At 67.5% G+C, this 13,158-nt stretch carries 12 protein-coding genes; 2 read left to right on the top strand and 10 right to left on the bottom strand.

Annotated elements, in window-relative coordinates; translation table 11 throughout:
- The first annotated feature begins 25 nt into the window (after positions 1-25).
- Entirely contained in the window at positions 26-1,126 is a 1,101-nt protein-coding gene (locus EOD42_RS03345) for a glycosyltransferase family 4 protein (RefSeq protein ID WP_127785881.1), read from the top strand.
- Here the strand turns inward: EOD42_RS03345 and EOD42_RS03340 are convergent.
- The 4 genes from EOD42_RS03340 to EOD42_RS03325 are packed head-to-tail and all read right to left on the bottom strand — an operon-like array spanning position 1,123 to position 5,562.
- Complete coding sequence (locus EOD42_RS03340) at positions 1,123-2,916, bottom strand: gamma-glutamyltransferase family protein (RefSeq protein WP_127785879.1); 1,794 nt, start codon at positions 2,914-2,916, stop codon at positions 1,123-1,125. The two genes, EOD42_RS03345 and EOD42_RS03340, sit on opposite strands and share 4 nt — an antisense overlap.
- Before the next feature lie 11 nt (positions 2,917-2,927).
- The gene (locus EOD42_RS03335) at positions 2,928-3,686 is read right to left on the bottom strand and encodes an alpha/beta fold hydrolase (RefSeq protein ID WP_127785877.1); all 759 of its coding nucleotides are present in this window, start codon (positions 3,684-3,686) and stop codon (positions 2,928-2,930) included.
- The gene (locus tag EOD42_RS03330) at positions 3,683-4,549 is read right to left on the bottom strand and encodes a DMT family transporter (RefSeq protein ID WP_240654844.1); all 867 of its coding nucleotides are present in this window, start codon (positions 4,547-4,549) and stop codon (positions 3,683-3,685) included. The genes EOD42_RS03335 and EOD42_RS03330 overlap by 4 nt, the downstream gene beginning before the upstream one ends.
- Complete coding sequence (locus EOD42_RS03325; RefSeq protein ID WP_127785875.1) at positions 4,546-5,562, bottom strand: NAD(P)H-quinone oxidoreductase; 1,017 nt, start codon at positions 5,560-5,562, stop codon at positions 4,546-4,548. Before EOD42_RS03325 ends, EOD42_RS03330 begins: the two co-directional genes overlap by 4 nt.
- Before the next feature lie 146 nt (positions 5,563-5,708).
- On the opposite strand from EOD42_RS03325, the gene EOD42_RS03320 reads away from it, so the two are divergent.
- The gene (locus tag EOD42_RS03320; protein ID WP_240654945.1) at positions 5,709-6,815 is read left to right on the top strand and encodes an ABC transporter substrate-binding protein; all 1,107 of its coding nucleotides are present in this window, start codon (positions 5,709-5,711) and stop codon (positions 6,813-6,815) included.
- On the opposite strand, the gene EOD42_RS03315 is transcribed toward EOD42_RS03320, so the two are convergent.
- The 6 genes from EOD42_RS03315 to EOD42_RS03290 all read right to left on the bottom strand — a co-directional run bounded on the left by EOD42_RS03315 (position 6,802) and on the right by EOD42_RS03290 (position 13,155).
- Entirely contained in the window at positions 6,802-7,779 is a 978-nt protein-coding gene (locus EOD42_RS03315) for a Bug family tripartite tricarboxylate transporter substrate binding protein (RefSeq protein ID WP_127785871.1), read from the bottom strand. The genes EOD42_RS03320 and EOD42_RS03315 overlap by 14 nt on opposite strands.
- 54 nt (positions 7,780-7,833) lie before the next feature.
- Positions 7,834-8,892 carry an ABC transporter ATP-binding protein gene (locus tag EOD42_RS03310; RefSeq protein WP_127785869.1) on the bottom strand — a complete coding sequence of 353 codons (1,059 nt, stop codon included), beginning with the start codon at positions 8,890-8,892 and terminating at the stop codon, positions 7,834-7,836.
- On the bottom strand, positions 8,893-9,693 hold the full coding sequence (gene ugpE / locus EOD42_RS03305) for a sn-glycerol-3-phosphate ABC transporter permease UgpE (protein ID WP_456307923.1): 801 nt from the start codon (positions 9,691-9,693) through the stop codon (positions 8,893-8,895).
- A gap of 35 nt (positions 9,694-9,728) precedes the next feature.
- The gene (gene ugpA, locus EOD42_RS03300; protein WP_127785865.1) at positions 9,729-10,610 is read right to left on the bottom strand and encodes a sn-glycerol-3-phosphate ABC transporter permease UgpA; all 882 of its coding nucleotides are present in this window, start codon (positions 10,608-10,610) and stop codon (positions 9,729-9,731) included.
- Positions 10,610-11,959, bottom strand: coding sequence for a sn-glycerol-3-phosphate ABC transporter substrate-binding protein UgpB (gene ugpB / locus EOD42_RS03295; protein ID WP_127785863.1), 1,350 nt, complete (start codon positions 11,957-11,959; stop codon positions 10,610-10,612). The genes ugpA and ugpB overlap by 1 nt, the downstream gene beginning before the upstream one ends.
- A 71-nt stretch (positions 11,960-12,030) precedes the next feature.
- A complete protein-coding gene (locus EOD42_RS03290; RefSeq protein ID WP_127785861.1) occupies positions 12,031-13,155 on the bottom strand; it encodes a diaminopropionate ammonia-lyase in 1,125 nt (374 codons plus the stop codon).
- Between the last annotated feature and the right edge of the window lie 3 nt (positions 13,156-13,158).

Here is a 13,158-nt window from a genome sequence, read left to right as displayed (position 1 = left end):
GCGCTTTGGTGCCTATCCTCGCGGCATGCGCATCTGCCAGGTCACCAACGTCGATTTCTCGCTGCGGCACTTTCTGCTGCCGCTGATGCGCGGCGCGCGTGACCGTGGGCATGAGGTTGTCGGCGTATGTGCTGAAGGCCCGCTCCTGGACCTGCCGCGAAGCGAGGGGTTCCGCATCGTTCCGATGCCCTTTGCCCGCAGCTTGAACCCCATTGCGCAGGCCCGGGCCTTCTCGGCCTTGCGGAGCTTCATGCGTGCCGAAAAATTCGACCTGGTGCATGGGCACATGCCGATTTCCGGGTTGCTGGCGCGGGCGGCAGCGCGCGCGGCGGGCGTGCCGCGCATTGCCTATACCTGCCACGGCTTCCTGTTCAATCAACCGGGGCCCGCCTGGCGCCGGCACCTGGCGCTCACGTTGGAACGCGCCGCCGGCCGCATCACCGACGTCTACATGACCGTCAGCGATGAGGAGGCAGCCGATGCCCGCCGCCTGGGTATTCATCCCGGTGCGGTCGGAATCGGAAACGGCCGCGACCCGGCGGTGTTTCGCCCAGATCCCGAAGCCCGTACCCGATTGCGTGCGGAGCTCGGCGCGACAGGCCCTGTCGTGATGGCGACGGCGCGCCTCGTGCGGCACAAGGGCTGGCCGGAGTTGCTTGAGGCCATGCGCGACGTACCCGCCACGCTCTGGGTCGTCGGCAGCCGACTCGCGTCAGACCACGGGGATGCGATGGAGCGCGAGTTTGCCGAGGCCGAGGCGGCATTGGGTGGACGGCTGAAGCTGCTGGGCTATCGCCACGATGTGCCGGCCCTGCTCGCCGCCGCCGACATCTTCTGCCTGCCGAGCCACTTCGAAGGGCTGCCGATGAGCATCATCGAGGCGATGCTGACCGGCCTGCCCGTGGTCGCCACCGACATCCGTGGCTGCCGTGAGCAGGTGCAGGAAGGTGTTACGGGCCATCTGGTGCCGGCGGGGCAGGTCGCCCCGCTCTCGCGCGCGCTGGCATCCTTGGCGACGGACCCCGCGGCCGCCGCCCGCATGGGTGCGGCCGGGCGCGAGATCGCGCTCGACCGCTATGATGAAGCCAAGGTCGTGAGCAGGACGCTCGACCTGCTGGGGCTTTAGCGCCCCACCGCGTAGCCCTGCATGCCGCGGGGGTTGGCACCCGCATGCAGCTGGCCATCGGCCTCGCGACGCGCGCCGGTCAGGCGCCCTTCGGACCAGTCGCCGCCACGTTCCACCAGATGCCCCTTGGCCTTCAGCGCGGCCTCGGCCTCGGCGCTGTAGCGGCCCTCCAGCACCAGCTTGCCCGGCTTGGCGCCACGCGGCCAGAAGCTGGAGATCCAGTGCTCGGAATGGAAGGCCGGGGCGTCGATCGCCTCCTGGATATTCAGTCCATAGCGGTTCATCCGCAGCAGCATCAGCGGCTGCCACTGGTCCTGCTGCTCGCCACCCGGCGTGCCGAAGCTCATCCAGGGCTTGCCGTCCTTCAGCGCCATGGCGGGGCTCAAGGTCGTGCGCGGACGCTTGCCGGGGGCGAGGGAGTTGGCCATCCCTTCCTCCAGCCAGAACATCTGGCAACGACTGCCGAGGCAGAAGCCGAGGCCCGGGACGGTGGGCGAAGACTGCAGCCAGCCCGCCGACGGCGTGGCCGAGACCATGTTGCCCCACTGATCGATGACATCGATGTGGCAGGTATCGCCCGAGGAGGCCCCGAGGCGCGACACGGTCGGCTCGCCGCTGCCGGCGGCGGCCCTGGCTTCCTGGGAACGGCGGATGGCATCCGCGAAGCTCGGTGCATTCGGCGCACGGCCGTCCGGGCTGCCGGGCAGAAGCTCCATCGACGCGGTCTCGCCGATCAGCTTGCGGCGCTCGGCCGCGTAGGCCTCGCTCAGAAGCGTCTCCATCGGCACGTCCACGAAGTCCGGGTCGCCGCACCAGGCCTCACGATCCGCGAAGGCCAGCTTCTGGGCCTCGACGAACAGATGCACCAGTTCCGGGCCGTTCGGGTCCAGAGAGGCCAGGTCGAAGCCGCGCAGGATGGCCAGCGTCATCAGCATGGCCGGTCCCTGGCTCCAGGGACCGCACTTCAGCACCGTCGTGCCGTGGAAGTCCACGCTGGCCGGCTTGTCGTAGCTGGCGCGCCAGCTGGCCATGTCCTGCCCGGTCAGCACTGCCTTGTGGCGGCGGCCGGAGGTGTCGAGTGCCTCGAAGCTGCGGCCGAAGCTGTCGATCGCCTCGGCGACGAAGCCTTCGTACCAGCAGCGGCGGGCGGCCTCGATCTGGGCGATGCGATCCCCGCCGGCGGCCTCGGCCTCACGCACCACGCGCTCATAGGTGTCGGCCAGGATGGGGTTGGCGAACAGCTTGCCGGGCTGCGGCCCGCCGTCGCGCAGCCAGAGCTGGGCAGAGGTCGGCCAGGCTTCCTCGAACAGCGGCTTGACCGTGTCTAGGGTCGCGCGCACGCGCCCGACCATATGCGCGCCGCGGCGGGCATAGCCGATGGCGTATTCCAGGATCTCGCGGGGCTTCCAGGTGCCGTGGTCGCGCAGCATCAGCATCCAGGCATCGAAGGCCCCGGGGATGGGGGCGGCGAGGAAGCCCGTGCCGGGAATGAGGTCGAGACCCAGGTGATCCCGCACATGGCTGATGGTCAGCCCCGCCGGGGCCGGCCCCTGGCCGCAGATGACCTGCTGCTGCCCGGTCTTTTCGGAGTGGATGATGATCGGGCAATCGCCGCCGGGCCCGTTCAGGTGCGGCTCCACGATCTGCAGCGTGAAGCCGGCGGCGGCGGCGGCGTCGAAGGCGTTGCCCCCGTGCTCCAGCACCGCCATGCCGACCTGGCTGGCGATCCAGTGGGTGGAAGCGACGACACCGAAGGTGCCGGCGATCTCGGGGCGGGTGGTGAAGGCCATGGCGGGTGCTTTCAGCTCAGGAAGGAATCCACCAGGGCCAGGAACCCGTTCGGGTCCTCTGCGTGTACCCAGTGGCCGGTGTCCAGGCTCTCATGCCGGACGAAAGGGAACAGTTCCGCGATGCGGTCCATGTGCTTCTCGCGCACATAGGGGCTGCGGGTGCCGCGGATGAACAGGGTTGGGCCGGTATAGCGGGCGCCCTCGGGCGCGTTAAAGGCTTCGATCTGCGGCATGCCGGTCGCGATGTGGTCGAGGCCCACTCGCCAGCGAGGCTGGCCGCCATCGAAGGTCAGGTTCTGCACCAGGAAGGCGCGCACCCCTTCCTCCGGCACGGCGGCGGTCAGCTGGGCCGCGGCCTCGCGCCTGGTCATGCCGGTGCTCAGTTCCATCGCCTGCATGGCGGCGACGTATTCGCGGCTGTCGGCGCGATACTGGGCGGGCGCGATATCGGCCACCACCAGGCGCTCGACCACCTCGGGGCGCGTCAGCGCCAACATCATCGCGATCTTGCCGCCCATCGAGTGGCCGACGACCCGCGCCTTTTCCACCCCATGAGCCGCCATGGTTTCCGCCACATCGGCCGCCAGATCCCGATAGTCCATGCCTTCGGCGTGGGGGCTGGAGCCATGGTTGCGCGCGTCGAAGGCCAGGACGCGGTAACGCTGGCCCAGCCGCTTCGCGAGGCCGCCCCAATTCTGCGCAGCGCCGAACAGCCCGTGCAGCAGAACCAGCGGCGCGCCCGCGCCCGTCTCGATCGAGTTGAGGATCATCCCTTAGCCGCCACCACCACGCTTGCCACGATCAGGGCCCCTCCGAGCATCAGGTCCCATCCCATCGGCTCATGCAACCAGAAGGCTGACAGGCCAAGCCCCAAAACCGGCACGAGCAGGAAGCCGACCGATGCCGTGACGGCGTTGAGCAGCCTTCCGCTCTCGATCACGGCCCAGGTGCCGACCGGGGCCGCGATCAGACCCACAAAAGCCGCATGCCACAGCGCGCCCGAACCGATGCCCCCCTGCGGCTCACGTATCGTGGCCGCCAGCAGCAACATGCTGCCGGCCAGCGCAAAGCAGAAGGGCAGCAGCCGCATCATCGGTGAGACGGGCGGAAAACGACGCGTCATGAGAATGGCGAAGGACCAGGACAGCGATGCCGCGAGCAGCCAGAGGTGCCCGGCCAGCATGCCGGGGGCCGACGTATCCATCGTCCAGGGGTTCAGCATGACGAACACCCCAAGCGCAGCCAGCCCGACCGCGACCCATCGCCTGGGTGAGACCTTTTCCCCCAGCACCAGCATGGACATCGGCACCAGCCACATGAGCGTGACGTTGCCCAGCACCGCGGTGCGGGCGGCACCCACCATCGGCAAGGCGATGTGAGAGGCCAGGAAGAAGCCCGCCAGCTGGAAGGTGGCGATCGACAGAATGGCCGGCCAGTCGCCGCGCGCGGGCAGCCGGAAGCGACCCATCGCCAGCAGGAACAGGCTGCTGGCCAAGGCCGCCAGACCCGCACGCGACGTGGCGAACCACACCGGCGTCGCATCATGCATCAGCGCGTGCTTGGAGATGGGCCACACGCCGCCGAACAGCAGCACCGAGATCAGGAGAAGCCGGAGCCCCTTGGCCTGGTTCACGCCACGGTCAGCATGATCTTGCCGACATGGGCGCTGCTTTCCATCAGGGCGTGGGCCTCTGCCGCGCGTTCCAGCGGCAGCACGGTGTGAATCACAGGTGCCAGGTCGCCCGCATCCAGGCGCGGCCAGACTTCCTCGGCCAGATCCATCGCGATGCGGCCCTTCTGCGCCGTGGTGCGGGGGCGCATCGTGCTGCCGGTCACGGTCAGCCGACGCAGCATGATGGGACGAAGATCCACCTTCTCGGCGATCTCACCGCCCAGGAAGGCGATGATCACAAGCCGTCCGTCGGTGCCGAGGCAGCGCAGGTTCCGGGCGAAATAGTCCGCGCCGACCATATCCAGAATGACGTCGCACAGCCTGCCTTCGGTCAGGGCCTTCACCTCGGCGACGAAATCCTGCTCACGGTAATTGATGGCGGCGTCGGCGCCGAGCTTCAGGCATTCCGCGCATTTCTCGGCGGAGCCGGCGGTCGCGAAAACCCGCGCGCCGAAGGCCTTGGCCAGCATGATGGCCGTGGTGCCGATGCCGGAAGTGCCGCCATGCACCAGCACCGTCTCGCCCTGCTTCAGCTTGCCGTGGCCGAACAGGTTGGCCCAGACGGTGAAGAAGGTTTCCGGCAGGGCGGCCGCGCGGACAGCGTCATAGCCCTTGGGCCAGGGCAGGCATTGGGTGCCGGGGGCGGTGCAATACTGGGCATAGGCGCCGCCATTGGTCAGCGCGCAGACCTTGTCGCCCACCTTCCACTCGCCGGCATTGGGGCCGACCTCGACGACCGTGCCGGCGCATTCCAGGCCGAGCACCGGGCTGGCGCCCGGCGGAGGCGGATAGAGACCCTTGCGCTGCTGCACGTCCGGGCGGTTCACGCCCACGGCTTCCACGCGGATGAGAACCTCATCGGGCTTGGGGGTCGGCAGGGGCCCGTGGGCAGGAACCAGCACTTCGGGCTCACCGCCGGAGCCATGGGTGATGTAGGTCATCTCCGCCGGAAGGGCGGTGTGGGTGCTCGACATGGCTTGTCCCTCCGGGATTCTCACCCACACCTCGCCCTTCGGCGCCGATATCGTCAAGCCGTGCCTTGTCGCACTCGGCGCGGGTTGCGATGCTGGCGCCACAGATGTCCCGCCCCAGTCGCCGTCATGTCATTGCGCTGTTGAGCGTGCCCGCCGTGGTGCGCAGCGTACCCGTGCACGCCCAGGGTGAAACCCGTGCCTTCGACTTCTTCAGGGCACAGGCGGAAACCCCGCGCCAGGCAGAGTTGCGCCTCGCCGCCGTTCTTCCCTTGTCGGGCCCCTTCGCGCTGCTGGGGGACGAGACCTGGCGAGGGCTGGAACTGGCGGCCCAGGCAGCCGAGGCACCGCTTCGTTTCCTGCGCCTGGACAGTCCCGACCCCGCACAAGCGGTTGCGGAGATCCGAAGGATGCAGGGGGCGGAGAAGCCGGTGGCCATATTCGGCTCCGTCTCCTCCGCCCTCGCCCTGGCTGCGAGCCAGGCTGCGGACGCTGCCGGCATCATGTTCTTTGAGCTGAATGCCACCGCCAATGCGATCACGGATCGTGGATTGCGGCATGTCTGGCGCCTTGGCGTGCCGGCGCGCGATATCGGCCTGGCGGGTCTTGAGGCGCTGCAGGGACCCCTGGCGCGCCAGTCCAGAGGCCTGAAGATCGCGATGCTGAGTGATGGCGGCGGGTCCGCTGAGAGCATCGCCGACGCCTTGCAGGCCTCGCTGGAATCGGCCGGCATGGGCCTGGATTTCCGTTTCGCGGCCCCGGCGGCCGAGATGGGCGGCGCTGTCCAGCGATTGCGTGCGTCGGGAGCGGAGGTGCTGTTTCACACCGGGCAGGAGGGCGACATAGCCGCGCTGTTCCGCGTGTTTCGGGAGGCCAGCTGGCGCCCGCGCATCGTCGTCGGTCTCGGCGGAGCGCATGCGGTCGAAGACGCCGCGCGCGCCGCCGGAGAGGGCCATGACGGCTGCTGGGTGGTTGATGTGCCGCCCACGCCGGCGGCGCATCCCTTCGTGGACAGCTATCGCCGGCGGTACGGCGCCGCGCCGCGATCGGGGCATTCATTCGCCGCTTTCAGCCTGGCGCAGCCCATTTTGACCGCGCTGCGCGCGGCCGACCCGCGCTCGGCTGTCGCGGCCCTGGATGAGCGGCCGGGGGCGCTGCCGAATGGCTGGGGCATCGGCTTCGACAGCCGCCAGCAGAATACCCGCGCCAAGCCCGTGCTGGCGCGCTGGGAAGACGGGCGGCTCAGCCCGCCCTGATGCCGGCGGCGCGGACGATCGGCTCCCACTTGGCGATTTCCCGTGCCAGAAAATCCGAGGAGGATTCCGGTGTCGATCCCCGGACCACCTGGATGGCCAGCTCCGTCATTCGGTTTGTGACGGCCGGATTTGCCACTGCACGGTTCACGGCGGCATTTGCCGCCAGAATGGTCCTCGCGGGGGTGCCGGCGGGCGCCATCACCATGTGCCATGTATAGGCCTCGTATCCGGCCACCCCTGATTCCTGGAAGGTAGGGATATCCGGCGCCAGGGGGCTGCGCTGCGGCGTCGAGATCGCCAGGGCCCTGACCTCACCGCGGGCCGCATAAGGCAGCGCCGTCGCGGCCACGTCCAGGATCAGCGGAATGCGGCCGGACAGGATTTCCGGCATCGCGGGGGCGGAGCCGCGGAACGCGATGTGGTTCATCCGCAGCCCGCCGGCCTGGTGCAGAAACAGCTCCGTGCCGAGATGGACGGCCCCGCCATTGCCCGAGGAAGCGTAGTCGTATCGCCCCGGATTGGCGCGGACCAGGGCGATGAACTCGCGGAAGTCCCTGACCGGGAAATCCTTGTTCACCAAGGCGACCAACGGCACCTGACCGACCAGGGCCACCGGGGAGAAATCCGCCACGGGATCAAAGGGCAGCCGGTCGAACATCGCGCGGAGCACGGCATGCCCGACCGTCGTGTACAGCAGCGTCTGCCCATCCTTCGGCGCCTTGGCGACCATGTCCGTCCCGATCAGAACGCCGGAGCCGGTGCGGTTCTCCACCACGACGCGCTGCGGAAGCAGGCGGGACATCTCGTCGGCCAGCAGGCGCGCCGGAATGTCCGTCGGGCCGCCGGCGGCAAAGGGAACGACGAGGCGCACAGGCGCCTGCGGCCAGTCAGTATCGGCATTCTGGGCATTTGCCGCCGTGGCGGCACCCGCGCACAGCCCGGCCAAGAGTGAACGACGCTGCATGGACATTGCTCCCGGTTTATTTCCGAGGAGCATGGTCCGTGCGGCGCGGAACCATCAAGCGGAAATGCGCCGGCCTGTCTCGCGGTCGAATACATGCAGCCAGGCGGAGTCAGGGCGCAGCAGCAGGTCGGTGCCTTCCGGAACCATGCCGGGCAGCTTTGCCGTGAGCGCCGTGCCATCGGGCATGCGGCCGTGCACGACGGTCTCGCTGCCGAGAGGTTCCAGCAGCTCCACCCGGAGCGCGAGCCCGGCCTCGGCGGGTGAAAGGTGCTCGGGTCTGATGCCGAGCGTGACCGCGCGACCGGTAGAGCCCGGAATGGGCGTCACCAATGTCAGCCGCTCACCGCTGTCGAGCAGGACGACGCCATCCTGTTCCATCGTCGCCGGCAGGAAGTTCATCGAAGGGCTGCCGATGAAGCCCGCGACATAGGTGTCGGCGGGCTTGGACCAGACCTCCATCGGGCTGGCGACCTGGGCGGCCCGCCCCTGGTGCATGACGACCAGCCGGTCGCCCAGCGTCATCGCCTCCACCTGGTCATGCGTGACGAAAAGGGATGTGACGGCCAGGCGGCGCTGCAGGCGGCGGATCTCAGCGCGCATGGTCACGCGCAGCTTGGCATCGAGGTTGGAGAGCGGCTCGTCGAACAGGAACAGGTGCGGTTCCCGCACGATCGCCCGGCCCATCGCCACGCGCTGGCGCTGACCGCCGGAGAGCTGCCTGGGCTTGCGGTCCAGCAGATGGCCGATGTCGAGCAGCTTGGCGGCCTCGGCGACGCGGCTCTCGATTTCCGCCTTCGGCAGGCCGCGGATCTTCAGGCCATAGGCCATGTTCTGAAAGACGCTCATGTGGGGGTAGAGCGCGTAGTTCTGGAACACCATGGCGATGTCGCGTTCGGCGGGTTCCAGCGCCGTCACATCCCGGCCGCCGATCAGGATCTGGCCCTCGGTGGCGCTTTCCAGGCCCGAGACGATGCGCAGCAGCGTCGACTTGCCGCAGCCGGAAGCGCCGACGATGACGATCATCTCGCCGTCCGCGACGTCCAGGTCGATACCGTGCAGCACCTGCGTGTCACCGAAGCGCTTCTTGATGCCGCGCAGGTTCAGGGTGGCCATCTACTTCTCCGTCTCCACCAACCCCTTGATGAACCAGCGCTGCATCAACAGCACCACGCCCACGGGCGGCAACAGGGCCATCACGGCGGTCGCCATGATGACGTTCCACTCATTCTGCGAATCACCGCCGCCGATCATCTTCGTCAGGCCGACGATGATCGTCTCCAGCCCCCGATCGTTGATGATCAGCAGCGGCCAGAGATACTGGTTCCAGCCATAGATGAAGAGGATGACGAACAGCGCCGCGATGTTGGTGATCGACAGCGGCAGCACGACGTCCTTGAAGAAGCGCATCGGCCCGGCGCCGTCGATCTTCGCGGCCTCCACGAACTCGGGCGGGATGGTCATGAAAAACTGCCGGAACAGCAGGGTGGCCGTTGCCGAGGCAATAAGCGGGATGACGAGGCCGGCCATCGTGTTCACGAGCGACAGGTTCACCATGACCTCAAAGGTCGGGATGATCCGCACCTCCACCGGCAGCATCAGGGTGATGAAGATCGCCCAGAAGCAGATCATCCTGCCAGGGAAGCGGAAGAACACCACGGCGAAGGCAGAGAGCAGCGAGATCACGATCTTGCCCGCCGCGATCAACAGCGCCATGGCCAACGAGTTGGCCAGCATCTGGACAGCAGGCGTTCCCATGTAACGCCCACCGCCTGAGCCCCACGCCTGCGCGTAGTTCTCCAACGCGTGAGGCCCCGGCAGGAGCGGCACGTCACCACGACCTATGGTCGAGGCATCATGGGTCGAGCCGATGAGGGTGATGTAGATGGGGAAGCTGAAGATCAGCACCCCCAGCACGAGCCAGACATGCGGCCAGATGTTCCGTGCCCGCATCAGTAATGGACCCGACGTTCGACGAAGCGGAACTGCACGAAGGTGAGGGCGATGACCAGCAGCATCAGGATGACGCTCTGCGCCGCCGAGGTCCCGAGGTTGAGGTTCATCACGCCATCGGAATAGGCGCGGTAGATGAGCGTTTCGGTCGACTTGCCGGGGCCGCCCTGAGTCAGGCTGTGAATGACGCCGAAGGTCTCGAAGAAGGCATAGGTCAGATTCACGACCAGCAGGAAGAAGGCCGTGGGTGACAGCAGGGGAAACACCACGGTCCAGAAGCGGTAGCGTGGGCTGGCGCCGTCGATGGCCGCTGCCTCGAGTACTGATTTCGGGATGGCCTGAAGCCCGGCGAGAAAGAAGATGAAATTGTAGCTGACCTGCTTCCAGGCGCTGGCGAAGATCACCAGCGTCATCGCCTGGGCGCCGTTCAGTCGATAATCCCAGGTAATGCCAAGCGCGTTCAATGCACGCCCGAACACGCCGATGTTCGGATGAAACATGAACAGCCACAGCACCGCCGCAACGGCGGGCGCCACCGCATATGGCCATATCAGCAGGGTCTTGTAGGTCGTCGCGCCGCGTATGTTCCGGTCGGCCTGGACGGCCAGGAACAGGGCCGAGCCCAGGGCCAGAGTGGCAACCGAGACGGAAAACAGTGCAGTCCTGAGGGCCGCGTCCAGCCAGGTCGGGTCGGTCAGGACCTCGACGAAGTTTTCGAACCAGACGAAATCGCTGTTGAGCCCGAAGGCATCCTCGCGCAGCAGCGACTGCCAGATGGCCTGGGCGGCCGGCCAGAAGAAAAACACGGCCGTGACCAGCAGCTGAGGCGCGAGGAGCAGGTAGGGAACCACCACCCCCTTGAAGATGGCGGATTGGCTCATCAGCCGCGATTCGCCCGCTCGAAGTTGCGCAGCACCACGTTGCCGCGCGTCACGGTGTTGTTCAGCGCCGCCTCGGCCGTCTGCTGACCCTGCAGGGCGCGCTCCATTTCCTCCTGCATGATCACGCGGATTTCGACGAAGCCGCCGAGGCGGATGCCGCGGGTGTTGCCCGTCATCTGCCCGCCGCCCCGCAGAAGCTGCTGGATCGGAATGTCGGCACCGGGGTTCTGCGTGTAGAAGCCGCTGGCACGAACCTGTTCGAAGGCCTTCTTCGTCACCGGCAGGAAGCCCGTATCGGTGTGCCACTTGGCCGCGACATCGGTGCTGGCCAGATGTGCGAAGAACTCCGCGATGCCGCGGTTCTCATCCGCGCTGCGGCGCGCGTTCGGGCCCCGGTTCATGGCCCAGAAGGCCGCGCCGCCGATGATGCTATTATAGGGCGCGCCCTGCACGTCGGGGTGATAGGGCAGCATGGCCGCGCCGACATTCGCCGCACCGCCGGGAACTTCGCGAAGGAAGCGGGCCCGCGCGCCGGAGCTGGCATGGACGATCGCTGCCTGGCCCGAGGCGAACACGCCATCACCGGCGGAATCGCGGCCACCCCAGCGGAATCCGCCTTCACGGCCCATTTCCATCAGCATCGCGAGCTGCTGGGTCATGCGCGGATTGTTGATCTGCAGCTGGGTGCCGAGGCCGCCGAAACCATTGTCCAGCGACGCCAGCGGCATGTTGTGGATCGCGCTGAACTGCTCGATCTGGCACCAGGTGGGCCAGGCGGAGGTGAACGGCATCTGATGCCCGGAGGCCTTGAGCTTCAGCGCGGCCTCACGCAGTTCCGCCCAGGTGGCCGGAGCGACATCAGGGTTCAGGCCGGCGCGGCGGAACGCATCCTTGTTGTAGAACATGATGGCCGTGCTGCTGTTGAACGGCATGCCCATCATGCGGCCGTCGGAGAGGCTGTAATAGCCTTTGACGGCTGGCAGGTAGTCATCGAAGTCGATGCTCACCCCGGTCTCAGAGAGCAGCTCATGCACGGGCTTGATGGCGCGCCCGGCGGCCATCATCGTGCCCGTGCCGACCTCGAACATCTGCACGATGTGCGGGGCTGTGCCCGCGCGGAACGCCGCGATCGCCGCGACCATGGTTTCCGGATAGCCGCCGCGGAAGCTCGGCACGATGCGGAAGCGCTGCTGCTTCTGATTGAATTCGGCGGAGATGGCTTCGAGAAGCCCGCCCAACGGCTGGGCCAGCCCGTGCCAGAACTGGATCTCGATGGGACCGCCCTGGGCGAGGGCAGGAGCGCTGAGGGCCATGCCTGCGCTGGCAAGGCCGAGGGTGCGGCGCTTCATCAAAACTCTCCCGACATTGTTGGCCGCGCGGCCATAGCCCCGCAGCATTGCGAAGCTATGACATATTCATGTCAGACAGGTGAAGCGGTACCGATCAACTTGGCATACAGCTCGGGGTCCGTCGCACCCTCCGTGCCGAAGACGAGCACATGGCTGTCAGGCCCAAGGCCCAGCGCGCCGTCACGCGCGGCAAGCCACGCGCCCACGAGCCCGGCCACCGCCGATTCACCAGCCGTGACGCCCAGCCCGGCCAGGACGCGCATGGCCTCGACGGCCGCATCGTCCGGTACCGCCATGAAGGCGTAGGCGGCGCGTTCCAGTTCCTGCCATGCCAGCAACGACGGCTCTCCGCAGGCCAAGCCGGCCATCAGGGTCGGCAGATCGCCCTCGACGACAGAAAGTGCGCCAGCCTTGGCCGATTTGAGCAGGCAGGCCGCCTCATCCGGTTCCACGACGACCAGCTTCGCATCCAGGCCCATGCTGCGCAGCTGAACGGAAACCGCCGCTGCCACGCCGCCCACACCACCCTGGACGAAAACATGGGTCGGCGGCGCCGGAAGCGCAGTCAGCGCCTCCTCGGCCATCAGCCGGTAGCCCTGCATGACGTCACGAGGCACCTCCGTGTAGCCGGGCCAGGAGGTGTCGCTGACGACGTGCCAGCCGTGCTCGGCGGCCGCACGCGATGCTTCTCGGACCGCATCGTCGTAATTTCCGGGCACCTCACGGACCTCCGCGCCATAGGCAGCGATCGCATCACGCCGCCCCTGGCTCACGGTCTCATGCACATAGATCACACAGCGCGCCCCGATATTCTGCGCGCCCCAGGCAACGGAGCGCCCATGATTGCCATCCGTGGCGCATGTCACCGTGATGTCTCCGGCATCGCGACGGGACATCAGTTCCGCACCGGTGACCTGCCGGCCCTGCTTCGCGAGCTCACTGACGACCAGCCGCAGCACGGCGTAGGCGCCGCCAAGCGCCTTGAAGGATCCGAGGCCGAACCGGCCGCCCTCATCCTTGTAGTGCAGAGCCGCGAAGGGCGAGGCGGGCAGCTCACGCAGAGGCGTCGGCGCATAGCCGGGCCAGGAAGTGATCTCGGCCTTTGCTCTCCGCCAACCGCCATCGGGCAGGACGACGACGCCGGGTGTGCCGTGGCGTGGGTTGAGAAAGAGGCTGTATGAATAGGGTCCGATCATGCG

This window comes from Rhodovarius crocodyli (genome assembly GCF_004005855.1).
Classification (GTDB): domain Bacteria; phylum Pseudomonadota; class Alphaproteobacteria; order Acetobacterales; family Acetobacteraceae; genus Rhodovarius; species Rhodovarius crocodyli.
The sequence above is the reverse complement of the archived record's forward strand: the minus strand, read 5'-3'. Positions and strand labels throughout refer to the sequence as shown.

Bases quoted from the DNA above. Each gene is read 5' to 3' on its own strand.
- EOD42_RS03345 (WP_127785881.1), top strand. From the start codon at position 26: ATGCGCATCTGCCAGGTCACCAACGTCGATTTCTCGCTGCGGCACTTT.
- EOD42_RS03340 (WP_127785879.1), bottom strand. From the start codon at position 2,916: ATGGCCTTCACCACCCGCCCCGAGATCGCCGGCACCTTCGGTGTCGTC.
- EOD42_RS03290 (WP_127785861.1), bottom strand. From the start codon at position 13,155: ATGATCGGACCCTATTCATACAGCCTCTTTCTCAACCCACGCCACGGC.
- EOD42_RS03315 (WP_127785871.1), bottom strand. From the start codon at position 7,779: ATGCAGCGTCGTTCACTCTTGGCCGGGCTGTGCGCGGGTGCCGCCACG.
- ugpB (WP_127785863.1), bottom strand. From the start codon at position 11,959: ATGAAGCGCCGCACCCTCGGCCTTGCCAGCGCAGGCATGGCCCTCAGC.
- EOD42_RS03325 (WP_127785875.1), bottom strand. From the start codon at position 5,562: ATGTCGAGCACCCACACCGCCCTTCCGGCGGAGATGACCTACATCACC.
- EOD42_RS03335 (WP_127785877.1), bottom strand. From the start codon at position 3,686: ATGATCCTCAACTCGATCGAGACGGGCGCGGGCGCGCCGCTGGTTCTG.
- ugpA (WP_127785865.1), bottom strand. From the start codon at position 10,610: ATGAGCCAATCCGCCATCTTCAAGGGGGTGGTGGTTCCCTACCTGCTC.
- EOD42_RS03310 (WP_127785869.1), bottom strand. From the start codon at position 8,892: ATGGCCACCCTGAACCTGCGCGGCATCAAGAAGCGCTTCGGTGACACG.